Raw genomic sequence first — 24,254 nt, forward strand, 5'->3', positions numbered from 1 at the left:
ATCGACGTAACGCGACTACGCGCCATCTGCAATCCTTTCCCGTTCCGCGTCGTGGTCACGCCGGCAGCTTGAAGTCGGCGACCGAACGGCGCAGATCGGCAGCGAGCTGGGCCAGGTTGCCGATCGACTCGGCCGTCTGCTCCGCACCCTGCGATGTCTGGCTGGTGATCTCACGGATCACGCCCATGGTCTGTGTGATGTCCGTCGCTGCGGCCGACTGCTGGTGCGCGGCGATGGAGATGTTCTTGATCAGGTTGTTCAAGGCGTTGGACACGCGCTCGATTTCGGTCAGTGCGGTGCCGGCGTCTTCGGCCAGACGCGCGCCGGAGACCACTTCGGAAGTGGTCTGCTCCATCGAGCTGACCGCTTCGTTGGTATCGGCCTGAATGGTCTGCACCAGACCTTCGATGCGTCGGGTCGCACCGGAGGTGCGTTCTGCCAGGCGCTGCACTTCGTCGGCCACCACCGCGAAACCGCGACCGGCCTCGCCCGCCGAGGCCGCCTGCACCGCGGCATTGAGCGCCAGGATGTTGGTCTGCTCGGAAATGTCGTTGATCAGTTCCACGATCGAGCCGATCTCCTGCGAGGATTCGCCCAACCGCTTGATGCGCTTGGAGGTTTCCTGGATCTGGTCGCGGATCTGGTCCATGCCCTGAATCGTCTCGCGCACCACGCCGGCACCTTCGGCTGCGATCACCACCGAGCGCTGCGCCACTTCGGCCGACTCGGTGGAGTTGCGCGAGACCTGTTCGATGCTGGCGGCGATTTCGCTGATGCGCTCGGAGGCAGTGGTGATCTGGTTGGCCTGCTGGCCGGCCGCGTCGGCCAGCTGCATGGCCGTGGCCTGGGTTTCCTGGGTCGACACCGCGACCTTGGCCGAGGTGTCGTTGATCGTGGTCACCAGATGGCGCAGTTCGTCCACGGCGTAGTTGATCGCGTCTGCGATCGCGCCGGTCATGTCTTCGGTCACCGACGCCTTGACGGTCAGGTCGCCCTCACCGAGCGAGCTGATTTCGTCCAGCAACCGCATGATCGCCTGCTGGTTGCGGCTGTTGAATTCCACCTGCGCCTGATAACGCACGTCCTGCTCGCGCGAGCGCACCCGCACCGAGCTCCACACAAAACCGATGATCGCCAGCAACGCCACCAGGCCGGACACCACGCCCAGCCAGAAATTCGGGAACAGACGCGTGTCGCGCGCCGAACCGAACGCCGAGAACGCGTCGAACAGCTTCTTGCTGTCGTCGAGCATCTTGTTCGAGCCGGCGGTCAGCGCGGCCGCCGCCGACTGCGCAGCGAACAGATTGCGCGAGCTGGCGAGGATGGCATCGACGTCGGTCTTCATCGTCGCCCACTGCGCCTGCGACTGCTCCAGTGCCGACAGCGCAGCCGGGTTACGCACCGCGGCGATGCCGAGTTCTTCGTTGCCTGCACGCAGGCCCTCCAGCATCTGCGTGAACACCACCGAGTCGCGGGCCAGCGCGTCGCCCGAGGCGGCCGCATTGGCGCCGCCGGCGCGCATTTCGGTCACCCGGCGTGCCATGGTGCCGGCCACCACCACCTGCTGCAGGGTGTTATAGATCTGCGAGGCGGGCGCGCCGCTGACCGTCATTGCGCGCACCACTTCGTTCAACTGCGCCTGCAACTGCGGCACGTTGCCCGAGAAGCGCTCGGCATTGCCGGCCAGGCCGAGCACCGCCGGTTCGCTGGCGATGACCTGATCGGCATTCTTGCTCAGCGGCACCCAGGTGGCCTTGAGTTGCGCCATCGGGCTGGCCACCGTGCCTTCCTGGCCATAGCGGCCATCCAGGTCGCTGACCGTGCTGTCGATGCGGCTCTTGGTCTGCTTGAAGGCGGCAAACGCCTTGGGGTCGCCGGAGACCGCTTCGCGCCCCTGATTGGCCAGCTGCTGCGAGAGCACCTGCAGATCGGCCGCGCCGGTGCCGGCACCGGCCAGGCGACTGCCTTGCCAGGTGGCAACGCCGGTATTGGCGCCGAACACGATCATCGACAACACCAGCAAGCCAAGCCAGAAGCTGGTGCTGACGCTGCCGAGCTTGTTGGTCTTGCGGGCGTCCGGGGCGGTACTCATGGTTCGACCTCGATCTGTAGGGCGTAGCGGGGTCGCGGCTTAGGCCGCGGCCTGCCGGAATTCAGGAGTGCGCGACAGCAACGCCAGGGAAAACACGCCCCAGTCCTGCGTCTCGTTGCGAAAGGCACGGTCGATGAAATGTGCATAGCGGCCCTGCGCCAGCTCGCCAGGCTCGACCGCCTGGACCTGCTCGAAACTGCGCTGGCCGTACAGCTCATCGATGGTCAGCGCGACGTCGCCGCCGCTCTGGCGCATGATCAGCACGCGTTGGCCTTCCTGCAGTACCGTGCGCCGGCCCTCCAGAAACTGTTTCAGATCGATCACCGGGAACAGATTGCCGCGCAGGTTGCCCACGCCCAGCAGCCAGGGCTGTGCGCCCGGCACCGGCGTCACCGGCGGCATCGGCACGATTTCCGCGACTTCGCGAAAGTCCGACACCAACCGGCGCGTGCCGACGCGGTAACCGACCCCGCGCCAGATATCGGTGGAGAACTGGCGTTCCGGCAGCGGCGTGGCGTGCGCAAGACTACGGCGTTCGTAGTCTTCGAGAATGTCGAATGGAGAGCGCATCAACGCACCAGTTGTTTAATACGAGCAATCAGATCGTCTTCGCGCGGCGGCTTGACGATGTAGTCGCTGGCACCTTGTCGCAGTCCCCAGGCCTTGTCCGTTTCCATGCCCTTGGTACTGACCAGCAGCACGGGGATGTCCTTGGTGGCCGGGTCGCGCGCCAGCGCACGCGTTGCCTGGAATCCGCTCATGCCGGGCAGCACCACATCCATCAACACCAAGTCCGGCGCCTGGCTGCGAATCAGCTCAAGCCCTTGTTCGGCGTTGTCGGTGGCGACGACCGTATGGCCGGCTTTTTCCAGCCATTGACTGAAGACTGCCCGGTCGGTGGGCGAGTCCTCGATCAATATAATTCGAGCCATGTTGCCTTTCCCCCTGGTCAGGCGTGGACGTACGTGCGAATCGCGCTCAGTAGTTCTTCACGGGTGAACGGCTTGGTCAGATATTGCTCGGAGCCGACGATGCGGCCACGTGCCTTGTCGAACAGGCCATCCTTGGACGACAGCATGATGACCGGCGTCGACTTGAAGAGCTGGTTGCCCTTGATCAACGCGCACGTCTGGTACCCATCCAGGCGCGGCATCATGATGTCGACGAAAATGATCTGAGGTTGCTGGTCGGCAATCTTGGCCAGTGCCTCGAACCCATCGGTCGCTGTTACCACTTCACACCCCTCGCGCTTGAGCAGCGTCTCGGCGGTGCGGCGAATGGTTTTCGAATCATCGATCACCATCACCTTCAGTCCTGCGAGTTCCCCACCCGCAGCAATGTGTTCACTCATGCAAATATCCCCGGACGTGCGACGCTTCTTTCCTGCCGACGTCGCTACGAAACTGCATGTATATCCCAAGACCCGCGCTGACTGTCAAGGGCGCATTGCCGGGGGCCCGCCAGGCGGACGTTCCGACCACGTTTGGGGGTGTCCGGACCGACAAGTCGCGCACTCACGACCCGCCGGACGCGCCATCGCCCGCCGCTTGAAGTTACCATCGGCAGCCTGTTCGAAAGGTTTAGCCTCATGTCGCTCGACGTCGTTGTGGTGATGGACCCCATCGCCTCCATCAAGATCGCCAAAGACACCACCTTTGCCATGTTGCTGGAAGCCCAGCGCCGTGGCCACCGGTTGCAGTACGTGCGTCCAGGCGGGCTCAGCCTGCGCGAAGGACGCGCGGTGGCGCAGGTGGCACCGCTGAGCGTGCGCGAGGACAAGAACGACTGGTTCACCCTGGGCGCGTTCGCCGAGCTGGAATTCGGCACTGGCCAGGTGGTGCTGATGCGCAAGGACCCGCCGGTGGATGCGGAGTTCATCTACGACACCCAGGTGCTGGCCGTGGCGCAACGCGCCGGTGCGCAGGTGGTCAACGATCCGCAGGGCTTGCGCGATTACAACGAGAAGCTGGCGGCGCTGCTGTTTCCGCAGTGCTGCCCGCCGACCCTGGTCAGCCGCGATGCGGCCGCGCTGAAGGCCTTCGTGCTGGAACATGGCCAGGCGGTGCTCAAGCCGCTGGACGGCATGGGCGGGCGCTCGATCTTCCGTAGCGGCACCGGCGACCCCAATCTCAACGTGATCCTGGAAACGCTGACCGACGGCAACCGCAAGCTGACCCTGGCGCAGCGCTTCATCCCCGACATCACTGCCGGCGACAAGCGCATTCTGCTGGTGGACGGGGTGCCGGTGGACTACTGCCTGGCGCGGATTCCGCAGGGCGACGAGTTTCGCGGCAATCTGGCCGCCGGCGGGCGCGGCGAAGGCCGGCCGCTGTCCGAGCGCGACCGCTGGATCGCCGCACAGGTGGGCCCGGAGATGCGCCGCCGCGGCATGCGCTTCGTCGGCCTGGACGTGATCGGCGATTACCTCACCGAGGTCAACGTCACCAGCCCCACCTGCGTGCGCGAGCTGGATGCGCAGTTCGGCTTGAACATCGCCGGGCTGCTGTTCGACGCGATCGAGGCCGGCCCCGCGCAATGAAGGCGGCTGCAGCGCTGCCGACGGCCATGGACGAACGTCGGCGGCTGACCGCGACGCTGGTGGTTTCGCTGCTGCTGCACGGCGCGCTGATCCTGGGCGTGGGCTTTGTGGTCAGCGAAGACGCACCGTTGGTGCCGACGCTGGATGTGATCTTCAGCCAGACCAGCACCCCGCTGACGCCCAAGCAGGCCGATTTCCTGGCCCAGGCCAACCAGCAAGGCGGCGGCGACCACGCCACCGCCCAGCGTCCGCGCGACAGCCAGCCCGGCGTGGTGCCGCAGGACCGTCCCGGGCTGGCGCCGCAGGCACAGCGCGCGACCAGCGTGCAGGCGCCGGACCCCATGCAGACGCGCGTGGTGTCCAGCCGCCGCGGCGAGCAAACCGTCGCGACCCCGCAACCGAATCCCCAGACCGACCCGCTCTCGCCCAACGATGCGCAGCGCGTGCAGCGCGATGCGGAAATGGCCCGGCTTGCCGCCGAGGTGCACCTGCGCTCGGAGCAGTACGCCAAGCGCCCCAATCGCAAGTTCGTCTCGGCCAGTACCCGCGAATATGCGTATGCCAACTATCTGCGCGCCTGGGTGGATCGCGCCGAGCGCGTGGGCAATCTCAACTACCCGGACGAGGCGCGCCGTCGCCGCCTCGGCGGCAAGGTGGTGATCAGCGTGGGCGTGCGCCGCGACGGCAGCGTGGAAAGCAGCCGCGTGCTGATCTCCAGCGGCACCCCGGCACTGGATGCGGCCGCGCTGCGCGTGGTGCAGCTGGCGCAGCCGTTTCCGCCGCTGCCCAAGACCAAGGACGATGTGGATATCCTGCAGGTCACGCGGACCTGGTTGTTCCTGCCCGGCGGCGAGCTGCACGACGATCGCTGAGCTGTGACGCGTCCGATCGGGACGCGTTTTCCTGCGGCATGCCTGGCAACCTGGGTTGGCCAGTTGCGTCAGGTGCGGCGTTACGCGGCCTGCGCCGCAGCGTAGAGGCGATCGGCCAACGCCACGATCTCGCCCGCATCCTGCACACGTTCGCGCCAGGCGGCGGGAATCCCGTCGATGCCATAGAACGCACCGGCCAGCTGCCCGCAGATGGCGGCGGTGGTGTCGGCATCGTCGCCCAGGTTGGCCGCACGCAGCACCGCGTCGGCGAACGTGTCGGTGGTGGCGAAGCACCAGAGCGCCGCCGATAGCGCATCGACCACATAACCCGTGCCACGGATCTGCGCTGCCGGAACGGCCGCATGATCGCGCATTGCCAGCGCGCGCACTGCCGGTGTCGACAGCGCCTCGCACGGGGTCTGCAGCACCGCCTGACGCGTGCCGCCGAGCAGCGCTGCCCGCAGTTGGAACGCGAACAACCTGCAGGCGTCCACTGCTTCGGCAGCGGCATGGGTGGTGCGCGAGCTGTCGGCCGCGCGCTCGCCCAACGCATCCGGGCGCTGCGCGTAGTACATCGCCACCGGCGCCAGCCGCATCAACGAACCATTGCCGGCCGAACGCGGATCGGTGCTGCCGCTGAAGGCCGGGCCGCCATCCAGATAGCGCTCCAGCGCCTGCCGCACGGTCGCGCCGATATCGAAGCAGGTGCCGGTACTGCTGAGGTAACCGTGCTGGTACCAGTTGCAATAGCGATTCATCTGGTCGCCAGCATCGAAGCCCTGTCGATGCAGCAGGCTGTGCGCCAGGCACAGCGCCATCGAGGTGTCGTCGGTCCACTGCCCGGCACGCAGCGCGAACGGGCCACCGCCGCGCATGTCGTCGATCGGCGTGAAACTGCCGGGCGCGCAGAATTCCAGCGTGGTGCCGAGCGCATCGCCGACCGCCAGTCCAAGCAGGCAGCCGCGAAACCGCGCGCGTTGAAGAGCGTCGGTCATGGCGCGCCACCCGCCAGCTTGGCGGCGCGTGCGGCCTGCTGCTCGACCAGGGTCAAGGCAACGTTGTCGCGCAGATACGCAGGCTCCACCCGCTCCGGCGCCACGCCTTCTCCACGCAGCAACGCCGGCACCGCGAGCGTGAGCAGATCAGCCGCGTGCGGCAATGCAGCCGCATCCACGCTGGTCAGTTGCGCTGCGAAACGGTGTTGCAGCACTGCATCGGCGGCAGCGAATCCGCTGCCGACCCCGGCAAGGTTGTGCAGCGTGCCGGGCAGCCCCCATGCCTCCGGTGCACAGACCCGTTCCGGCGACAGTTCCAGCAGGGTGTCGCCACGGCGCTCGAACATGCCGGCATACACCTCGCCCATGCGCGCATCGATGCAGGCCAGCACGTGCGTGGCCTGTGCCGGCGCACGCAAGGCCAGCACCTGCAAGGTGGAGACCGCCAACACCGGCAGATCCAGGCCCAGGGCAATGCCTTGCGCAATGCCGATCGCCAGACGCACGCCGGTAAACGCGCCCGGACCACGCCCCACCGCAATCGCATCGAGTTGTCGCCGCGTGATGCCCGCCTCGGCCAGCAACTGCCCGGCCCATGGCAGCGCCAGTTCCGCGTGGCGACGCGGCGCCAGCTCGAAGCGCTCGAGCACGCGGCCCTGCACGTGCAGTGCGACGGAACAGGCTTCGGTGGAGGTCTCGAATGCGAGAACGTTCATGGCAGGGCCGCAGGCAGGAAGGAGAAGATCACGCGTCGCCGAACGGCAGCGCCAGGACGCCATTGTCGCCCACCGGCTCGGCGACGCCAAAGAACGCGCGCACGTCGGCGATGTCGCGGGTGCGTGCGAATGGCGGCAGCGAGTTCATAAAAGTGCGGCCGTAGCCCTTGTTCAGCAGCCGCGGATCGCACAGCACCAGCACGCCGCGATCGGTCTCGCTGCGGATCAAGCGGCCCACGCCCTGCTTGAGCGCGATCACCGCCTGCGGCAGTTGTTCGTCGCGGAACGGGTTGCCGCCGTCGCGGCGGATCGCATCCAGGCGTGCTTCGAACACCGGGTCGTCGGGCGCGGCGAACGGCAGCTTGTCGATCACCACCACGCTCAAGGCATCACCGACCACGTCCACGCCCTCGCGGAAGCTGGCCGACCCCAGTAGCACGCCGTTGCCGGAATCGCGGAAGCGCTGCAGCAAGGTCGCGCGCGGCGCTTCGCCCTGTACGAACAACGGCCACGGCGCGCCGCGCAACGCTTCGGCCGCTTCACGCAGCGCGCGGTGCGAGGCGAACAACAGGAAGGCGCGGCCGTTGGAGGCGTCCAGTACCGGCGTCAGTGCGGCAATCAACGCGGTTCCGAAACCGCGTGCGGCCGGATCGGGCAGATGCGGCGGCAGATAGCACAGCGCCTGGCGCGCCCAATCGAACGGACTGGGCTGCAGCAAGGTCACCGGATCGCTCAGCCCCAGGCGCTGCGCGATGTGATCGAACTCGCCGCCCACCGCCAGCGTGGCCGAGGTGAACACCCAGGCCGCATGGGATTTTTCGCGGTGTTCGCGCAGCGGGCCGGAGACATCCAGCGGCGTGCGCTGGCAACGGAATCCGCGCGGGCTCAGCTCGTACCAAAGCACATCGTTGTCGACGGTGTCGGGCAGGTCCTGCTCGAAATCCAGCACCGGCGCGTCCTCGCCCAGCCAGCGCGACAGCCGTGCAAGCGCTTCGCGCGCGCGCGCAGTGCAGCCATCGAAGCCCGGCGATGCCTCGCGCAACGGCAGCAAGGCGTCGCCCAACCGCGCCAGCGACGACAGCACCGCATCGAAGCCTTCGCGTACCTGCGGCTTGGACAGCGCGCGCCATTGCGTGCCGCGCGACGGCAGCCCTTCCATGCCCGCGCGCAGACTGCGCAAGGCTTCGTCCAGGGCCAGGATCGGCGCTTGCAGGCTGGCCTGCGCGCCGGCGACCAGACGCGCTTCCACCATGCAATCGCGTGCCAGCTCCTGCCATGGCCGCATGCCGAAACTTTCGCCGAAGAAATTGGCCGCCAATTCCGGCAGCTGATGCGCTTCGTCGATGACGAAGGCCTGCGCACCGGGCAGGATCTCGCCGAAACCTTCCTGCTTGAGCGCCAGATCGGCCAGCAGCAGATGGTGATTGACCACCACCAGATCGGCCGCCTGCGCACGCTGGCGCGCCTGCACCACGAAGCATTCGCTATAGAACGGGCACTCGGTGCCCAGGCAGTTGTCGACGGTGGAAGTCACCAGCGGCAGCAGCGGCGAGTCGTCCGGCAAGGCTTCCAGCTCGGCCATGTCGCCGAACTGGGTGCGTCCGCTCCAGGCGACGATGCGCTGGAACTGCGAGACCTGTTCGGGCGTGGCAAAACGCGGCTCGCCACGCGCCTGCTGGGTGCGGTATTTGCACAGATAATTCGCGCGCCCCTTCAACAGCGCGCTGCGCAAGCCGATGCCGAGCGCGGCCCGCACGCGAGGCAGATCGCGATGGAACAACTGATCCTGCAATGCGCGCGTGCCGGTCGAGACGATGGTCTTCAGGCCCGACAACAACGCCGGCACCAGATAGGCGTAAGTCTTGCCGGTACCGGTGCCGGCTTCGGCCAACAGCACGTCGCGCTGCTCGAACGCCTCGGCGATGGCGCCGGTCAGGCGTAACTGCGCGGCACGTGGCGCGAACGCGTCGAGCTGACGCGCAAGCGCCCCGCCCTCGCTGAGCGCCTCGATGCTGGCAGTGGCAAGTTGGGACATGAGAGCGGACGAAAAGCGGGCAAGAAGCGCGACAGCCTAGCGCGTGTGCGGCGATGCTGCCTTGATTGCGCTTGGCGGACTGCCGAACGTTGCCGAAGCGCCAACGCTCGGCTGTTGCATCCGACGACGTACCGTTGTGTCGTCGGCAAGCGCACATGCGGCGCGCCATGCATCGCCGCCGTGGCTGACGCACGTCGCGCCGCGAGGTCGGTCTGGGATGGACGAAGCGCTCTGCAGCGCTGCACGCACGAGGCAGCCCTGTCGCACAGCGGTCGCGTCCGGCGGCTGCCGGGCACGGTCGTGTTGAAGGCTCCGCTCAGCCGGTCGCCTCAATACCGCTTCACGCCCGGCACCGTGCATCCGGCGATCTGTGACTTGGCCGAGGCGGCGTTTTCCTTCTCGCCACGCGCAAGCCTGGATTGCTCGATGGTTGCCCAGTGCCGGCGGCACAGCGGGCCGGTCTTGGAGCCCAGCTCCACCGCCTGATTGGCGAAGCGCTCAGCCGCAGGCCAATCGCCCTGCAGCACGGCCACTTCGGCGCGTTCCTGCAGGATGGCCGGATCGCCGGAGACCAGGCCCAGCGCCTGATCCAGCGCGGCGGCGGCGGCGGCCAGATCGCCGGCCTGGCGCTTGGCCTTGGCGGTCTCGCGCAGATCGTCCACCTGCGGGTCGCGCAATGGCTGTACCGACAGCTCGGTGTCGTCGACGCCGGCCTCGCGTTCGATCAAGGCCAGCCGTTGCGCGGGCGTGGTCGGGTCCACCGGTGTCGGCGGCGGCGCGGGCGGCGCACTGACGCAGGCGGTGAGTGCGGCGAGCACGCCGGCAACAACAAGCAAACGGTGCAGGTGGTTCATCGGGTCACTCCGGTTCAACGCGCGGGTGGAGGTGAGGCCGGCGCGGGCGCAGGCTCTTGCGGCTTCTTTTCCAGACCGAAGAAGCGACGCCAGCCGCCGCCGCTGGATTGCTCGGCAGGGGCGGACGTGTCGGCGGGAACGCCTTCGATCGAGGGGGCATTGCCGGCACACGGGGCGTGGGCCGGGGTGAACCCGACCACGAACGGGAACTGGCGCGCGCCCGGGCAACCGGGATCGGTCACGCCGGTGCCGGCCGCCTCCACCCATTGCCAATCCAGACCCTTGCCGCTGACCTTCAACGGCGCAGTCGGCAGCCGGGCAAAGATGCTCGACCACACCCGCATCGCGCCGGTGGCGCCGTACAGGCCGGTCTCGGCATTCTGGTCGTTACCCATCCAGATCACCGCCAGATGGTCGCCGGTATAGCCGGCATACCAGCTGTCGCGGCCATCGTTGGACGTACCGGTCTTGCCGGCCGGCGACAACCGCCCCAGGCCATCGCCGAGCAATTGCCGCGCGGTGCCGCCGCTGACCACCTGCTGCAGGGCGATGCTGATCAGGTTGGCCGCCACCGAATCGCCTTCCTGCGCCGGCGCGGGCGTCTTGTCGTAGCGCTTGAGCAGCTTGCCCTGCGGATCGAGCACGCCGCGCACCGCATGCAGCGGCTGGATTTCGCCACCGGCGGCCAGGAACTGATACAGCTGCGCCATGCCGTACGGGCTCTGATCGGTCGCCCCCAGGATCAGCGAGGGATTGGTGTCGGCCTTGATGCCGGCCAGCACCTGGATCAACTGCGCGATGCGCTCCGGGCCGACCTGCATGCCCACGCGCACCGTGGCCTGGTTGTAGGAATGCGCCAGCGCATCGATCAGCCGCACCGTGCCATGGCTGCGGTTATCGGAATTGCCCGGCGACCAGGTCTTGCCACGACTGAGTTGCACCGTGACCGGTGAATCGTCGACAAAGCTCGACAAGGCCCAGCGGTCCGGCGAGGCCAGCGCCAGCAGATACACGAACGGCTTGAGCAACGAACCGACCTGCCGCTGCGCTTCGACTGCGCGGTTGAAACCGGGCTTGGCCACATCGCGGCTGCCCACCACCGCCAGCACGTCGCCGTTATGCACGTCGGTGACCACCAGGCCAGCCTGCAACGGCGGGCGCTTCTTGTTGTCCAGGCGCTTGATGGTGCCGGTGACCGCGCCTTCGGCGTAGGCCTGCGCGGACGGCGACATGCCGGTCAGCACGCTCATGCCGGCGCCCTGCAGCACGCCTTCCGGGTAATCGTGCGCCAGCTGGCGCCGCACCAGGTCCACATAGGCCGGGAAGCGATTGGCCGCGACCAGGCCGGGCTCGGTCGGCACGCCCAATGGCGCGGCCAGAGCACGCTTGTATTCGGCCGCGTCGATCAGGTTGTTTTCGTGCAGCTTGGCGAGCACGAAGTTGCGCCGATCCAGCGCGCGCTCCGGGTTACGCCGCGGGTCGTAATACGACGGCCCCTTGACCAGCCCGATCAGCAACGCGATCTGCTCGGTGGTCATCGAATTGAGTTCGCGCCCGAACCACAGTTCGGCACCGGACGACACGCCGTGGATCGCCTGCCCGCCGCGCTGGCCCAGATACACCTGATTGAGATAGGCCTCCAGGATGGTGCGCTTGTCGTAACGCGCCTCCATGATGACCGCGTACAAGATCTCGTTGAACTTGCGCGTGACCGTCTGTTCCTTGCCGATGCCGAGCAGGCCGCTGCGCGCCAGCTGCTGAGTCAAGGTGCTGGCGCCCTGGCGAACCTGGCCGCCGGAGCGCGCCATGATCCAGGCCGCGCGCACCATGCCGCTGAGATCGATGCCGTGGTGGCTGTTGAAGTCGCGGTCCTCGACCGCCTGCAGCCCGGTGACCAGCAGCTCGGGCACTTCTTCCATGCGCACCAGACGGCGCTCTTCCTGCTTCTGCCCGTACAGCGTGGCGATGCGCGCCGGATCCAGGCGCGCCGTCTTCAATGCCTTGCGGTCGCCGGCATCGCGCAGGCTGGCCACACGTCCGCCGGACAGGCTGACCTCGACCCGCCGCGCGGGCACGCGCCCGTCCACATCGATATAGCCGCGGCTGGCGATGGTGAAGCGGTTGCCGTCCTGCTGGTAGGTCCCGGCCAGCGTGGCCTGCCCGTCGTCGCGGTAGGACGCCGCGTCCAGCTCGGTCTTCAAGGTGGCCGCATCCAGCGCGTTGCCCGGCGCCAGCACCAGCGGCCGCCCATACACGCGGGTCGGGATCTGCCAACGCAGTTCGCCGAAGCGCTGGGTGACCTGCTTGTTCAGATACACCGTGTACGGAATCAGAAAACCGAGCGCCAGCGCCAACGCGGCAAAGCCCCAGACAATCAGTCTGCGTTGCCAGCGGGAGCCTTGCTCGGTGGAATCGTCCTCGAAATCGTCGGGAGCGTCGTGGTCGTGGCGTCGGGGCACAGGGATGCGAGAATGTAGAGTCCGGCGAGTCTAGCGCAGCGCTGCGGTGGCTGCGGCATGCCGGGCTCCCTTGACTTAGCGCCTGTTATGGACTTCGCGGTGGGTGCGAAGTCCATAACGCGCTCAAAGCGCGGCCGACGGAATTATTGCGGCATGCAGCGTCACGCCGACGCGCACCGCGCTCGGAATCGGCAGGGACCGCTCGTACACTGCGGTTCCTGCGCACCGTCCAGGCTACCGGACATCCGCCCGCTCCATTTCATTCGCCGCTCTACGTTGGAGTTCCACCGCAATGTCGATGTCCTTGGCCGACGCACGCTATCTGTTCAATCGCGTGCTTGGGCTGATCCACCGCAGTGTGGCGAGCATGCGCACACGCGGCTGGCGCGCCACCTGGCAGCGCATTCGCGTGCACACGCAGGCGCCGCCGGTCGCGCTTGGCGCACCGCTGTGGCTGCCCGACAACACACCGTTTGCCGCGTTTTGCGTGCCGCACAGCGAAGCGCCGCACGTCACGCTGGTGATTCCGGTCTACAACCACATCCAGCACACCGTGGCGTGCCTGCGCGCATTGGCGGCACATCCGCCGCAGCTGGACGTGGAGATCGTCGTGGTGGACGACGGCAGCAGCGATGCCACGCAAGCGCAGCTGCCGCAGGTGCAGGGCCTGCGCTATCACCGCCGCGCGAGCAATGACGGATTCGTCGCCGCCTGCAACGACGGCCTCGCGCTGGCGCGTGGCGAGTACGTGGTGCTGCTCAACAACGACACCATCCCGCAACCCGGTTGGCTGGATCGGCTGATCGCCACCTTTGCGCAGCATCCACGCGCCGGCTTGGTCGGCGCGCAACTGGTGTATCCGGACGGGCGCCTGCAGGAATCCGGCGGAGTGGTCTTTGCCGATGGCAGCGCCTGGAGTTACGGCCGCTTCGAATCGGTCGACGACCCGCGGCATGCGTACGTGCGTGCCATGGACTACTGCTCGGGCGCGGCGATCGCGCTGCCGCGCGCATTGCTGCAGACACTGGGCGGGCTGGATCGTCGCTACATGCCGGCGTATTACGAAGACACCGATCTGGCGTTCGCGGTGCGCGCGGCGGGCCATCAGGTGCTGGTGCAACCGGCCAGTGTGGTGGTGCACGACGAAGGCACCAGCAATGGCACCGATACGCGTACCGGGGTGAAGGCGTATCAGGTGCGCAACCAGCGCGTATTCGCCGAAAAATGGCAGCAGGTGCTGGCCACGCAGTTGCCGGCCGGCAGCGTGCCCGTGCCTGCACTGCTGCATCGCGGCCAGCGCCAGATACTGATCCTGGACGAATGCGTGCCACAACCGGACCGCGATTCGGGATCGTTACGTCAGTTCAATCTGATCCGCCTGTTGTGCGAAGAAGGCGCGCATGTGGTGTTCGTGCCCACCCGCCGCGAACATGCGGGGCGGCACACGCAGGCGCTGCAGCAATTGGGCGTGGAAGTCTGGTATGCGCCGTTTCTCGACGGCATCGGCAGCTGGTTGCGCACCCATGGCCCGCGCTTTGCGGTGGTGCTGCTGGTGCGTCACCACGTCGCGCATGCCTGTCTGCCGTTGCTCACACGCTATGCGCCGCAGGCGCGCACCTTGTTCGACACCGTCGACCTGCATTACCTGCGCGAACGCCGCGGCGCCGAGTTGGCTGGCGATGCCAATCTACTGCGGAGCGCCGAGCGTACCCGTCTGCGCGAGTTGGAGATCATGGCCGCCACCGACGTCACCGTGCTGGTCTCGGCCGCCGAACAAGCGCAATTGCAGGCGGATGCGCCGCAGATCCGTACCGCCCTGCTCTCCAACCTGCATGAAGTGGCCGGCAGCGGCCATTCCTTCGCGCAGCGCCGCGACCTGGTGTTCGTCGGCGGCTTCCGGCATCCACCCAATGCGGATGCGGTGCAGTGGTTCATCAGCGCGATCTTTCCGCAGGTGCGTGCGCAGTTGCCGGAGGTGATCTTCCACTGCATCGGCGCGGACATGCCGGATGCGCTGAGATTGCTCGCCGACCAATCCCCAGGCGTGCAGGTGCACGGGCATGTGCCGGATCTGGTGCCGTTTATGGAGACCGCACGCATCGCCGTGGCGCCGCTGCGCTTCGGTGCCGGCGTGAAGGGCAAGATCAATCTGAGCATGGCACACGGGCAGCCGGTGGTCGGCACTTCCTGTGCGGTGGAAGGCATGCATCTGCGCGATGGCGAGGATGTGTGCGTGGCCGACGACGCTGACGCGTTCGCCAATGCGATCGTGCGGCTTTATCAGGACCCAGCGCTATGGCAACGCCTGGCCGATCACGGATTACGCAACGTGGCCCGGCATTTTTCGCTGGATGCAGCGCGTGACACGGTGCGTGCATTGTTTATCAAGGGTTGAGTGTGGCGCGAGCGCGTGACTCGCGCGTGGCGGCGGGGCGGCCGACCTGTTGCTGCGTGCCTCAACGTTGCTCGGCCACGGCCTTGACCCGACGGGTGAACTCGACCAATTCCGGCAATCCCGGATCCAGTTGCTGCGCCTCGTCCTGCGCACGCCGGGCAAACGCCGCATCCTCCTGCCCCAACCGTTCGCTCCCCACCGCGACCCAGCGTTGCGCCAGGCGACGACGCGCGCCGACCAGCGCATCGCCATTGGGCGTCAGCGCCTGCCATGCATCCAGACAACCGCGCGCAGCACGCAGTCGGTTATTGCGTAGCTCCTCCTCGAAACAGCGCTGGCTAGCCGGTGCCACGCGGGCGGCCGCCTGCAATACCCGCGGATCGCGCGGTGCCAGCGCCTGCGCTGCACGTACCGCGTCGTAGGCACTGGCGCCGGGCGGGGTCATCCATTGCCGCTGCGTTTCGGCATCTGCCACGCGTTGCAGCAGCGCGCGCAGGCGGCGCTCGCGGGCGTTGCGCGACAAGCCGGTTTCGGGGCCGCGCTGGGCGTCGCGGGCACGCGCAATCGCCTGTTCGGCCTGTGCGATCGATGCAGCGCCGGGGACCAGCGTGCGTGCATCCTGCAGCGACTGCAGTGCGGCGTCGAATTGGAAGTCGGCGGCCTGACGGCCGGCCTGCGCGGCGTATTCGCTTGCCACCTGTTCCAGCCCGCGCTGGGCGCCTGCATCGTCTGGCTCGGCGGCCAGCAGCGCATTGAAATCGCGCGCCGCCGGTGCCAACCGGCCGCGTCGCAGCAAGGCCAGCGCGCGCTGCCGCCGCTGTTCCAGCGCGCGGTGGTAATGGCCCTCGGTCAGCGGCATGTCCACATGCCCCGCATCGTAGCGTTTGGCGGCGGCCAGCAACGCCGCCGCATCGGCGAGCGCATCGCGTGCCAGCGCATGGCGTGCCTGCGCCAGCAGATCGGTCAATGCATCCTCGCGCCCTTCCAGCGCATCGGTGCGGTCCGGCGCCAGGGTCAGGATGCGCTGGTACAACGGCAATGCGCTATCCGGGGTGCCATCCAGCTGTCCGTGTTGCTGGGCGGCCACGGCTTGTGCGAACAAGGCGTCCAACCCGGCGCGTTCGGCCTGCAAGGTGCGCAAGCGCAACGCCACCGGCGCGATCTGCGCCTGCGGTACTTGCAGCGCGTTGGCCAGTGCCACCGCACGTTGCGCAGCGGCAGCGTCGCCGGCCGCGATCGCCGCTCGCGCCTGCACGACTGCCGCAGCGCCGGTGCGCGCCAGCCCGGCGCGGGCCTCGCTGCGATCGCTGTCCAATGCCAGGGCGGCCGCGAACAGTTCGCGCGCACCGTTGCCATCGACTGCGCTGAGGCGACCGCGCGCCAAGGCCGCATCACCGCGTTGCAGCAGTCGCTGGATGCGCGTGTCCGGCCACAGCCAATCGGCCAACGGCTTGCGCAAGACGACCGTGGTCAGCAACAGGCATGCGCACAACGCCAACGCCACGCGCCACAACGCACGGCTGCGCAATGGCGCCCAGAGGCGGGGCGATCGGGCCCAGCGCGGAAGCGGAAACATGCGGTGGCGTCCATCCTTGGTGCGACCTGACGGGGGCGCGTTCACCGCATCATGTTAGCTGGCTGTCCTGCGAAGGCGACGTGGGGATGGAGAATCGTCAGGCGAGCACACCCTGCCTGTTCAGACCCGACCACCGGCGCGCTGCGGCGCAATCACCCCAGGCGTCGCACCTCGTTGACGCCGGGCAAGGCGTCCAGCTTGCCAAGCAGGCTGGACAGCTGGTCGTAATCGCTGACCTTCAAGCGCAAGCGCAATTGCGCGCGGCCGGTGTCGCGCACGTTGTCGCTGTTGATTTCCAGCACGTGCGCGTCCTCCTGCGCGATCAGGTTGGTGATGTCCTTGAGCAGCCAGCGGCGATCGACTGCGCGCACCTGCACATCCACCTCGTAGCCGCTGCCGGCCTGCCCCCACTCCACCGACAGCACGCGCTGCGGATGCGCGGCTGCCAGACGTGCCAACGCGGCGCAATCGGTGCGATGGACCGTCACGCCCCGGCCACGGGTGAGATAGCCGGCGATCGGCTCGCCCGCCACCGGCTGGCAGCAGCGCGCCAGCTGCACCAGCAGATTGCCCACGCCCTGTACGGTGAACTTGGACTTGCCCAGTCCCTCGCGGCGCGCCGTCGGTCGCGGCGGTGCCGGCACGACCGGCTGCGAGGCGGCCCGCTCGGCCTCCAACAAGGCACGGCTGACCTGGTTGGGCCCGGTATCGCCCAGCGCTACCTGGATATACAGATCGTCGATATTCTCGACGTGGAATTTGCGCGTGGCCACGCTCAGGTCGGAGTGCTGCAGCCCCAGGCGCTTGAGCTCGCGATCGAGCAGGTCCTTGCCGGCCTGCACATTGCGCGCGCGGTCGAGCTTGTGGAACCACGCACGCACCTTGTCGCGCGACCGCCCGCTGGCTAGAAAGCCATTGGACGCCAGCAGCCAGTCGCGGCGCGGGTCGGCTTCCTTGGCGGTCATGATCTCCACGCGGTCACCGCTGCGCAGCCGATAGGTGAGCGGCACGATGCGGTCGTTGACGCGCGCGCCTCGGCAGCGATGACCGACCATCGTATGCACGTGATAGGCGAAATCCAGCGGCGTGGCGCCTTGCGGCAAGTCGATGACCTCGCCCTTTGGCGTCAGCGCGTAGACACGATCTTCGATCAGCTCGGCATCCAGCGCACCGGCCAGCTCGCCGTGGTCGCCTTCCTGCACTTGCTCCAGCAGCTGGCGCATCCACAGGATCTTGCGGTCGAACGCCTTTTCGGCACCCTTGCCGCCTTCCTTGTACTTCCAGTGCGCGGCCACGCCGAGTTCGGCCTGCGCGTGCATCTCGTGGGTGCGGATCTGGATTTCGATGGTGCGCCCTTCCGGGCCCAGCACTGCGGTATGCAGCGAGCGGTAGTCGTTGGCCTTGGGCCGGGCGATGTAATCGTCGAACTCGCTCGGCACCGGCGCCCACAGCGAATGCACCGCACCCAGCGCGGCGTAGCAGGCGGCCACGTCGTCGACCATCACCCGCACCGCGCGGATGTCGTACAGCTGATCGAAGGACAGGCGCTTTTTCTGCATCTTCCGCCAGATGCTGTAGATGTGCTTCGGCCGCCCGCTCACGTCCGCATGCAGGCCCTGCTGGGCCAGCGTCGTCGACAAGGTGCGTTTGACCGCTTCCAGATAGCGCTCGCGTGCGACGCGGGTTTCGTCCACCTCGCGCGCGATGCGGCGGTAGGTCTCCGGCTCCAGGTGCCGAAACGCGAGGTCCTCAAGCTCCCATTTCACCTGCCAGATGCCCAACCGGTTGGCCAGTGGCGCATGGATGTCGCGGGTGAGCTGGGCGAGCGCGCGGCGCTCTTCTTCGTTCTGCCGGTCGGCCACGCGCATGCGCGCCAATTGCCGCGCCAGCAGGATCGGCACCACCCGCAGGTCGTGGATGATCGACAGCAGCAACCGCCGCAAGCCTTCGCTGTTGCGCCCGGCTTCACGCCCGGCGTGCAGCGCCCAGACCTGGTCGGCGGCATCCAATCCTTCCAGCAAGCCCTCCACCGCCACGCGCCGCTCGGCCGGCTGCCACGGCAAGCCTGGTACCGAGGCGCGCAACACGGGCAGGTCGAACAGCAACGCCGCGATCAAGGTGGCCTCGTCGGCTGCCAGCAGCGCCAGCGCATCCAGCGTGTCGGCCAGCAGCGTCCACGGCACGTCTTCGGCCTGCGCTGATGGCAATTGCTGCCAGGCCTGCGCCAGCGCCTCACGCAATGCGGGCGCGATCGAGGCGATGGCAGGACGCTGCAGCAAGGTCTGCAGACGGTCGACAGAGGAACTGGTCACAGCAATGGACACGGGCGATGGGCAACACAAGTGGTCTGATCGCTACGGTAACGTGCGCGTTACCTTCTTCACAACGCGCGATTGCAGCGCGCGCGCGGCGCAGCGACACGGTTGCGCTTAGCGTCGATTCACCCGCCAACGCCTTGATTCGCAACCGCTGTGCGGCGCAGATCGCACACGGTTTCAAGCAACCCGCACGCAAACACCGGTTTTTACATGCCCTTTACAACTCGGCCCAGGCGGCTGCCTATGCTGCAGTGGCGTCCTCGCTGCGTACTTGCGTACTGCCGTGGCGACGTCCTCTCAATCAACTGCGAGATAGCCGATGAAGACCTGGAAGAAGCCTGTCGTTCGTGAAGTCAATTGTGGCGCCGAGATCAACTGCTACGTCTCCGGCGAATTCTGAGCTCAACTGCCGCCCCTCCTCCCGATGCATGACCGGCTGCTGCCGGCAGATTCAGGTAACAGTTCTCCATGCGCATCATCGTTCTGGGATCGGCGGCCGGCGGTGGGCACCCGCAGTGGAATTGCCACACACCCGCAAGTCAGCGCGCGTGGCAACAAGCAGACGGTGCCCAACGTCGTACCCAGGCCAGCATCGCCGTCAGTGCCGACGGCCACCGCTGGGTCCTGATCAACGCCTCTCCCGATTTTCGCCAACAGGTGCTCGCGACACCAGCGCTTTGGCCGCAGCACGGCCTGCGGCATTCGCCGATCGAAGCGGTACTGCTCACCAGCGGCGAAATCGACCACATCGCCGGTTTGCTGTCGATGCGCGAAAGCCAGCCCTTCTCGCTGCATGCCAGCAGCCGCGTGCTGGACCTGCTCGCGCAGAACCCCATTTTCGACGCGGTCAATCCGCAGCACGTGCAGCGCCAGCCGTTCGCGCTCGACACGCCCCTCTCCTTGTTGGGCCTGCAACTGACGCCCTTCTCCGTGCCCGGCAAGGTGCCGTTGTTCATGGAATCGCGCAGTGGCGGCGACCTGGCCGGTTCCAACGAAGAAACCCTTGGCCTCACCATCGACGACGGCCGGCACCGCGTGCACTACATTCCGGGCTGCGCGGCGATGACCGACGCCCTGCGCACGCGCCTGCGTGGCGCCGAGCTGGTGTTCTTCGACGGAACGCTGTGGCGCGACGACGAAATGGTGCAGCTCGGCGTCAGCCAGAAGACCGGCCAGCGCATGGGCCATATGAGCATCGACGGCCCGGACGGCACCATCGCCGCGTTTGCACCGCTGGAGGTAGCGCGCAAGGTGTTCATCCATATCAACACCACCAATCCAGTGCTCGATAGCCACTCGCCGGAATACGCCAGCGCGCGTGCCAGCGGCTGGGAGGTCGCGCACGACGGCCTGGAGATCACCCTGTGACCGCCCTGCTCACTCCCGACCAGCTGGAAGCGGACCTGCGCGCCATCGGCGCGCGTCTGTATCACGACCAGCATCCCTTCCACGCGCTGTTGCACGACGGCAAGCTCGATCGCGGACAGGTGCAGGCATGGGCCCTGAACCGCTTCGAATACCAGCGTTGCATCCCGTTGAAGGACGCCGCGATCCTGGCCCGCATGGAAGACCCGGCGCTGCGGCGGATCTGGCGCCAGCGCATCCTCGACCACGATGGCAATAGCGCCACCGATGGCGGCATCGCGCGTTGGCTGCATCTAACCGATGCGCTGGGGCTTGACCGTGGCCTGGTCGAATCCGGGCGCGCGCTACTGCCCGGCACGCGCTTCGCGGTACAGGCGTATCTGCACTTCGTCCGCGAAAAAAGCCTGCTCGAGGCGATCGCCTCATCGCTGACCGAACTGTTCGCACCCAACATCATCGGCCGACGCGTGGCCGGCATGCTCAAGCACTACGACTTCGTTTCGCCCGAAGCGCTGGCCTATTTCGAGCATCGCCTGACCGAAGCGCCACGCGATTCGGACTTCGCGCTGGATTACGTCAAACAGCACGCCGATACCGTGGAGCGGCAGGAGTTGGTCAAAGCCGCGCTGCACTTCAAATGCTCGGTGCTGTGGGCGCAGCTGGATGCATTGCATGTGGCCTATGTCAGCCCGCGCATCGTGTGGCCGGATGCCTTCGTGCCGGACCGCGACGCCGGCCGGGTAGCGGCGTGAGCGCCATCACCCGCGACAGCCAGCCCGCCCTGCGCGCAGGCGTGCGCCTGCAGCACGATCGCGCACGCAGCCAATGGGTGCTGCTGGCGCCCGAGCGGGTGGTCGAGCTGGACGAGATCGCATTAGTGGTGGCGCAACGCTACGACGGCACGCGTTCGCTGGCGCAGATCGCGCTGGAACTGGCGGCGGAATTCGATGCCGATGCGGCCGATATCGAAGTGGATGTGATCGAGCTCACCAACACCCTGCATCAGAAGCGCCTGCTGCGGGTATGAGCATCGCGCCGCCGCCCCTGTCGGTGTTGCTGGAGCTGACCCATCGCTGCCCGTTGGCGTGCCCTTACTGCTCCAACCCGATCGCGCTGGCCGCACTGCGCGAGGAAATGGACACCGCCGGCTGGCGCTCGCTGCTGCAACAGGCTGCCGACATGGGCGTGCTGCAGGCGCATTTTTCCGGTGGCGAGCCGATGCTGCGCAAGGATCTGCCCGAGCTGGTGGCACATGCACGCGCGCTCGGGCTGTACAGCAACCTGATCACCTCCGGCGTGGCCGGCGGCGAACCAATGCTGGATCAATTACAGGCCGCCGGGCTGGAGCATGTGCAGCTGAGCGTGCAGGACGTCGACCCGGCCGGCGCCGACCGCATCGCCGGCTATCGCAACAGCCTGTCGAAAAAGCGCGAATTCGCTGCCGCCGTGCGCGCGCGCGGCCTGCCGCTGACGCTCAATGCAGTGCTGCATCGGCATAACGCCGAGCGCGTGCCCGGTATGATCGCGCTGGCGCTGGAATGGCAGGCCGAGCGCATCGAAGTGGCGCACACCCAGTATTACGGCTGGGGCCTGCGCAATCGCGCCGCGCTGATGCCCAGTCGCGCGCAGCTGATGGCCACCATCGACGCGGTGGAGACCGCGCGGCGCGACCTTGGCGACCGCCTGGCGATCGACTTCGTCACCCCCGACTATTACGCACGCCAGCCCAAACCGTGCATGGGCGGCTGGGGCCAGCGCTTCGTCAATATTTCCCCGCGCGGCGACGTGCTGCCCTGCCATGCGGCCGAAACCATCGACGGCATGCGCTTTGACAATCTGCGCGAGCGTTCGCTGGCCGACATCTGGAACAACGGCGAGGCGTTCGTGCGCTTTCGCGGCACTGCGTGGATGCCGGAGGTCTGCCAGGGCTGCCCCAAGCGCGAGATCGACTGGGGCGGCTGCCGCTGCCAGGCTCTGGCGCTCAGCGGCGATGCCGCCACGCTGGACCCGGTCTGCGAACGTTCGCCGGCACATGCCCAGGTGCGCGCCACCGCCGAACGCGAAGCCGCAGCGCCGGCACCGGACTTCATCTACCGCCGTCCAGGCCGCCCCGAGCGCGCAGCCTCTGCCGCCGCAGACGCGCTGCGCATCGACAGCGAATAGCCATCTGCGGCGTGCGCCGGCTAGCGTCTACACTAGTTGCCTCTTCTGATCGGATGGCTTCCATGTCGCTTGCGCGCCGCATTCCCCTGCTGGTCTGCCTGATCCTCGCCTTGAGCGCCACCCCGGCCCTTGCGCAGCGCGCAGTGCACGGCGACCTGCAGTCGCAGATGAGCGCCGAGCAGTTCAAGGCCGCCGGCCTGGACAAGCTCGATGCCAACGAACTGGCCGCGCTCAACGATTGGCTGCAGGGCAAGGTCGCCAAGGAAGCGGCCGTGGTGGTCGAACAGGCCAAGGAAGCCGGCCGCCAGGAAGTCATCGTCAAGAACCGGGGTTTCTTCGATTTCGGCAGCAACGAGCCGATCGAAAGCAACATCGTCGGCGAGTTCAAGGGCTTTTCGAAGGGGCGCGTCTATACCCTGGCCAATGGTCAGGATTGGGAGCAGACCGACAGCGCCAGCTTGGCAGGCGTGCGCAAGAATGCGCCCAAGGTCAAGATCAAACCCGGCCTGGTCGGCGTGTGGTATCTGCAGATCGAAGGGTACAACTCGCCGGCCAAGGTCCGCCGGATCAAGTAAGCGCAGCGATCGACACTGTCTGTCGCCGCCGCGCGGGCGCAGCCGACGCCCAACACCGCACACGTGAGTGAGCCGACAAGATCGATCCAACCCGGCCGGACCATTGACACCGTTGTCACCAACTTCGACACAAGCTCTACCCGCTGACCGCTTCGGCCGATCAGACGACCACAAAGGACCGCCCGTGGCTGCGACGTCGTACTCTGCTCCTGCTTCCACCTCGCCCACCGCTCCGATCGCCGCCAGTTTCATTGCGGCCGACGTGGGAGGCACGCATGTGCGGGTCGGCCACGTGACGCGAACGGGCGACGCGGCGATCGCGCTGTCGCACTACCGCACATATCGGTGCGCCGAACACACCAGCCTGGATGCCATTCTTCTCGACTTCCTGCAGCAGGTGCGCGGCGTCGATGCAGTGGTGATCGCCAGCGCCGGGGTCGCGCTGGACGATGGCAGCTTCATCAGCAACAACCTGCCGTGGACGATCTCGCCCAGCCATCTTCGCACCGCGCTGGAGATGCCCAGGGTGCACCTGGTCAACGATTTCGAAGCGGTGGCCTATGCCGCACCGCAGATGGACCAGCGCGCGGCCCTGCAACTGAGCGGACCGACGCCGCGGCATGCACGCAACGCTGGCCCGATCCTGGTGGTCGGCCCCGGTACCGGGCTAGGTGCTGCGGTATGGATCGACGCAAAACCTCGCCCGGTCGTACTTGCCACCGAAGCCGGTCAGATGGCACTGGCCAGCACCCACGACAGCGAACTGCAGCTGCTGCAAATCCTGCTGCGCAAGCAGCCTTATCTGTCGCTTGAGCATGTGCTCTCCGGCCCCGGGCTGCTGAGTCTCTACGGTGCCATCTGCACGCTGCATGGCACCACGCCACGCCATCGACTGCCTGCCGCGATCACCCATGCAGCGCTATACGAAGACGATGCGCTGGCGCGCGATTGCCTGCAGACCTTCTGCGCCGTGCTGGGGAGTGCGGTGGGCGACATGGCGCTGGCCTATGGTGCGACCGGCGGCATCTATCTGGCGGGGGGCATCCTGCCAACCATCGGGCCCTTCCTGCATGAGAGCGCCTTTCGCGAACGCTTTCTGGCCAAGGGACGCATGCGCGCAGTCCTGGAACGCATTCCGGTCAAGTTGGTCGAGCACGGGCAACTGGGGGTACTCGGCGCAGCCAACTGGTATCTGCAACACCACGCCGAGGTGGCGTAAGCGCACCATTACGCGCTCACCGCGCGCTCACTGCGAGCGCGCGCAAGACCAGCACACTGCGCACACGCCAGCTCTCCGTCC

21 protein-coding genes and 1 other RNA gene are annotated in these 24,254 nt (G+C 67.2%); 11 read left to right on the top strand and 11 right to left on the bottom strand.

Annotated elements, in window-relative coordinates; genetic code table 11:
• Positions 1 to 55: 55 nt before the first annotated feature.
• Genes GGR62_RS06695 through pilG form a run of 4 tightly spaced genes read right to left on the bottom strand, consistent with a single transcriptional unit; the run spans position 56 to position 3,443 of the window.
• Positions 56 to 2,092: a methyl-accepting chemotaxis protein gene (locus tag GGR62_RS06695; RefSeq protein ID WP_184407144.1), complete on the bottom strand. Its 2,037-nt coding sequence runs from the start codon at positions 2,090 to 2,092 to the stop codon at positions 56 to 58.
• A gap of 39 nt (positions 2,093 to 2,131) precedes the next feature.
• Positions 2,132 to 2,662, bottom strand: coding sequence for a chemotaxis protein CheW (locus tag GGR62_RS06700; RefSeq protein ID WP_184407145.1), 531 nt, complete (start codon positions 2,660 to 2,662; stop codon positions 2,132 to 2,134).
• Positions 2,662 to 3,024, bottom strand: coding sequence for a response regulator (locus GGR62_RS06705; protein ID WP_184407146.1), 363 nt, complete (start codon positions 3,022 to 3,024; stop codon positions 2,662 to 2,664). The genes GGR62_RS06700 and GGR62_RS06705 overlap by 1 nt, the downstream gene beginning before the upstream one ends.
• 17 nt (positions 3,025 to 3,041) lie before the next feature.
• Positions 3,042 to 3,443 carry a twitching motility response regulator PilG gene (gene pilG / locus GGR62_RS06710; protein WP_023904776.1) on the bottom strand — a complete coding sequence of 134 codons (402 nt, stop codon included), beginning with the start codon at positions 3,441 to 3,443 and terminating at the stop codon, positions 3,042 to 3,044.
• A gap of 237 nt (positions 3,444 to 3,680) precedes the next feature.
• Here pilG and gshB point away from each other — a divergent pair, with 237 nt between their 5' ends.
• Both gshB and GGR62_RS06720 read left to right on the top strand, forming a co-directional pair.
• On the top strand, positions 3,681 to 4,631 hold the full coding sequence (gene gshB, locus GGR62_RS06715; RefSeq protein ID WP_184407147.1) for a glutathione synthase: 951 nt from the start codon (positions 3,681 to 3,683) through the stop codon (positions 4,629 to 4,631).
• Positions 4,628 to 5,503: an energy transducer TonB gene (locus tag GGR62_RS06720; protein ID WP_184407148.1), complete on the top strand. Its 876-nt coding sequence runs from the start codon at positions 4,628 to 4,630 to the stop codon at positions 5,501 to 5,503. Before gshB ends, GGR62_RS06720 begins: the two co-directional genes overlap by 4 nt.
• Positions 5,504 to 5,583: 80 nt before the next feature.
• Here the strand turns inward: GGR62_RS06720 and GGR62_RS06725 are convergent, their stop codons facing one another.
• The 5 genes from GGR62_RS06725 to mrcB form a co-directional block, all read right to left on the bottom strand.
• Positions 5,584 to 6,498 (bottom strand): ADP-ribosylglycohydrolase family protein, encoded by a 915-nt coding sequence (locus tag GGR62_RS06725; protein ID WP_184407149.1) that lies wholly within the window; start codon positions 6,496 to 6,498, stop codon positions 5,584 to 5,586.
• Complete coding sequence (gene tsaB, locus GGR62_RS06730; RefSeq protein WP_184407150.1) at positions 6,495 to 7,214, bottom strand: tRNA (adenosine(37)-N6)-threonylcarbamoyltransferase complex dimerization subunit type 1 TsaB; 720 nt, start codon at positions 7,212 to 7,214, stop codon at positions 6,495 to 6,497. The genes GGR62_RS06725 and tsaB overlap by 4 nt, the downstream gene beginning before the upstream one ends.
• Positions 7,215 to 7,242: 28 nt before the next feature.
• A complete protein-coding gene (locus GGR62_RS06735) occupies positions 7,243 to 9,249 on the bottom strand; it encodes an ATP-dependent DNA helicase (protein ID WP_184407151.1) in 2,007 nt (668 codons plus the stop codon).
• 329 nt (positions 9,250 to 9,578) lie between these two features.
• Entirely contained in the window at positions 9,579 to 10,103 is a 525-nt protein-coding gene (locus GGR62_RS06740; protein WP_184407152.1) for a tetratricopeptide repeat protein, read from the bottom strand.
• A gap of 14 nt (positions 10,104 to 10,117) precedes the next feature.
• Positions 10,118 to 12,562 (bottom strand): penicillin-binding protein 1B, encoded by a 2,445-nt coding sequence (gene mrcB / locus GGR62_RS06745; protein ID WP_184407153.1) that lies wholly within the window; start codon positions 12,560 to 12,562, stop codon positions 10,118 to 10,120.
• A 193-nt stretch (positions 12,563 to 12,755) separates the two neighbouring features.
• On the opposite strand from mrcB, the gene GGR62_RS06750 reads away from it, so the two are divergent.
• Together GGR62_RS06750 and GGR62_RS06755 are read left to right on the top strand one after the other, a co-directional pair.
• Positions 12,756 to 12,830, top strand: a non-coding RNA gene (locus GGR62_RS06750) — sX9 sRNA.
• 24 nt (positions 12,831 to 12,854) lie between these two features.
• Positions 12,855 to 14,957, top strand: coding sequence for a glycosyltransferase (locus GGR62_RS06755; protein ID WP_184407154.1), 2,103 nt, complete (start codon positions 12,855 to 12,857; stop codon positions 14,955 to 14,957).
• A 61-nt stretch (positions 14,958 to 15,018) separates the two neighbouring features.
• On the opposite strand, the gene GGR62_RS06760 is transcribed toward GGR62_RS06755, so the two are convergent.
• Both GGR62_RS06760 and GGR62_RS06765 read right to left on the bottom strand, forming a co-directional pair.
• On the bottom strand, positions 15,019 to 16,533 hold the full coding sequence (locus tag GGR62_RS06760) for a hypothetical protein (RefSeq protein ID WP_184407155.1): 1,515 nt from the start codon (positions 16,531 to 16,533) through the stop codon (positions 15,019 to 15,021).
• A gap of 152 nt (positions 16,534 to 16,685) precedes the next feature.
• A complete protein-coding gene (locus GGR62_RS06765; RefSeq protein ID WP_184407156.1) occupies positions 16,686 to 18,875 on the bottom strand; it encodes a bifunctional (p)ppGpp synthetase/guanosine-3',5'-bis(diphosphate) 3'-pyrophosphohydrolase in 2,190 nt (729 codons plus the stop codon).
• Between the two features lie 295 nt (positions 18,876 to 19,170).
• Here GGR62_RS06765 and pqqA point away from each other — a divergent pair, with 295 nt between their 5' ends.
• From pqqA to GGR62_RS06800, 7 genes are all read left to right on the top strand, one after another.
• Complete coding sequence (pqqA, locus tag GGR62_RS06770; RefSeq protein WP_002812057.1) at positions 19,171 to 19,251, top strand: pyrroloquinoline quinone precursor peptide PqqA; 81 nt, start codon at positions 19,171 to 19,173, stop codon at positions 19,249 to 19,251.
• A gap of 68 nt (positions 19,252 to 19,319) precedes the next feature.
• Complete coding sequence (gene pqqB / locus GGR62_RS06775) at positions 19,320 to 20,219, top strand: pyrroloquinoline quinone biosynthesis protein PqqB (RefSeq protein ID WP_184407157.1); 900 nt, start codon at positions 19,320 to 19,322, stop codon at positions 20,217 to 20,219.
• Positions 20,216 to 20,968: a pyrroloquinoline-quinone synthase PqqC gene (gene pqqC, locus GGR62_RS06780; RefSeq protein WP_184407158.1), complete on the top strand. Its 753-nt coding sequence runs from the start codon at positions 20,216 to 20,218 to the stop codon at positions 20,966 to 20,968. Before pqqB ends, pqqC begins: the two co-directional genes overlap by 4 nt.
• A complete protein-coding gene (gene pqqD, locus GGR62_RS06785; RefSeq protein WP_184407159.1) occupies positions 20,965 to 21,243 on the top strand; it encodes a pyrroloquinoline quinone biosynthesis peptide chaperone PqqD in 279 nt (92 codons plus the stop codon). Before pqqC ends, pqqD begins: the two co-directional genes overlap by 4 nt.
• Positions 21,240 to 22,379: a pyrroloquinoline quinone biosynthesis protein PqqE gene (gene pqqE / locus GGR62_RS06790; protein WP_184407160.1), complete on the top strand. Its 1,140-nt coding sequence runs from the start codon at positions 21,240 to 21,242 to the stop codon at positions 22,377 to 22,379. Before pqqD ends, pqqE begins: the two co-directional genes overlap by 4 nt.
• 62 nt (positions 22,380 to 22,441) lie before the next feature.
• A complete protein-coding gene (locus tag GGR62_RS06795) occupies positions 22,442 to 22,954 on the top strand; it encodes a hypothetical protein (protein ID WP_184407161.1) in 513 nt (170 codons plus the stop codon).
• A 184-nt stretch (positions 22,955 to 23,138) separates the two neighbouring features.
• A complete protein-coding gene (locus tag GGR62_RS06800; RefSeq protein WP_184407162.1) occupies positions 23,139 to 24,173 on the top strand; it encodes a glucokinase family protein in 1,035 nt (344 codons plus the stop codon).
• Positions 24,174 to 24,254: the final 81 nt, after the last annotated feature.

Source organism: Xanthomonas sp. 3075 (genome assembly GCF_014197275.1).
GTDB classification, from domain to species: Bacteria; Pseudomonadota; Gammaproteobacteria; order Xanthomonadales; family Xanthomonadaceae; genus Xanthomonas; species Xanthomonas campestris_B.

Excerpts from the sequence above, each read along its gene's own strand:
- GGR62_RS06720 (WP_184407148.1), top strand. The coding sequence starts at position 4,628 with ATGAAGGCGGCTGCAGCGCTGCCGACGGCCATGGACGAACGTCGGCGG.
- pilG (WP_023904776.1), bottom strand. The coding sequence starts at position 3,443 with ATGAGTGAACACATTGCTGCGGGTGGGGAACTCGCAGGACTGAAGGTG.
- GGR62_RS06760 (WP_184407155.1), bottom strand. The coding sequence starts at position 16,533 with ATGTTTCCGCTTCCGCGCTGGGCCCGATCGCCCCGCCTCTGGGCGCCA.
- pqqA (WP_002812057.1), top strand. The coding sequence starts at position 19,171 with ATGAAGACCTGGAAGAAGCCTGTCGTTCGTGAAGTCAATTGTGGCGCC.
- GGR62_RS06755 (WP_184407154.1), top strand. The coding sequence starts at position 12,855 with ATGTCGATGTCCTTGGCCGACGCACGCTATCTGTTCAATCGCGTGCTT.
- GGR62_RS06795 (WP_184407161.1), top strand. The coding sequence starts at position 22,442 with ATGTCGCTTGCGCGCCGCATTCCCCTGCTGGTCTGCCTGATCCTCGCC.
- tsaB (WP_184407150.1), bottom strand. The coding sequence starts at position 7,214 with ATGAACGTTCTCGCATTCGAGACCTCCACCGAAGCCTGTTCCGTCGCA.
- GGR62_RS06700 (WP_184407145.1), bottom strand. The coding sequence starts at position 2,662 with ATGCGCTCTCCATTCGACATTCTCGAAGACTACGAACGCCGTAGTCTT.
- pqqB (WP_184407157.1), top strand. The coding sequence starts at position 19,320 with ATGCGCATCATCGTTCTGGGATCGGCGGCCGGCGGTGGGCACCCGCAG.
- GGR62_RS06695 (WP_184407144.1), bottom strand. The coding sequence starts at position 2,092 with ATGAGTACCGCCCCGGACGCCCGCAAGACCAACAAGCTCGGCAGCGTC.
- pqqE (WP_184407160.1), top strand. The coding sequence starts at position 21,240 with ATGAGCATCGCGCCGCCGCCCCTGTCGGTGTTGCTGGAGCTGACCCAT.
- gshB (WP_184407147.1), top strand. The coding sequence starts at position 3,681 with ATGTCGCTCGACGTCGTTGTGGTGATGGACCCCATCGCCTCCATCAAG.
- GGR62_RS06735 (WP_184407151.1), bottom strand. The coding sequence starts at position 9,249 with ATGTCCCAACTTGCCACTGCCAGCATCGAGGCGCTCAGCGAGGGCGGG.
- GGR62_RS06725 (WP_184407149.1), bottom strand. The coding sequence starts at position 6,498 with ATGACCGACGCTCTTCAACGCGCGCGGTTTCGCGGCTGCCTGCTTGGA.
- GGR62_RS06740 (WP_184407152.1), bottom strand. The coding sequence starts at position 10,103 with ATGAACCACCTGCACCGTTTGCTTGTTGTTGCCGGCGTGCTCGCCGCA.
- GGR62_RS06705 (WP_184407146.1), bottom strand. The coding sequence starts at position 3,024 with ATGGCTCGAATTATATTGATCGAGGACTCGCCCACCGACCGGGCAGTC.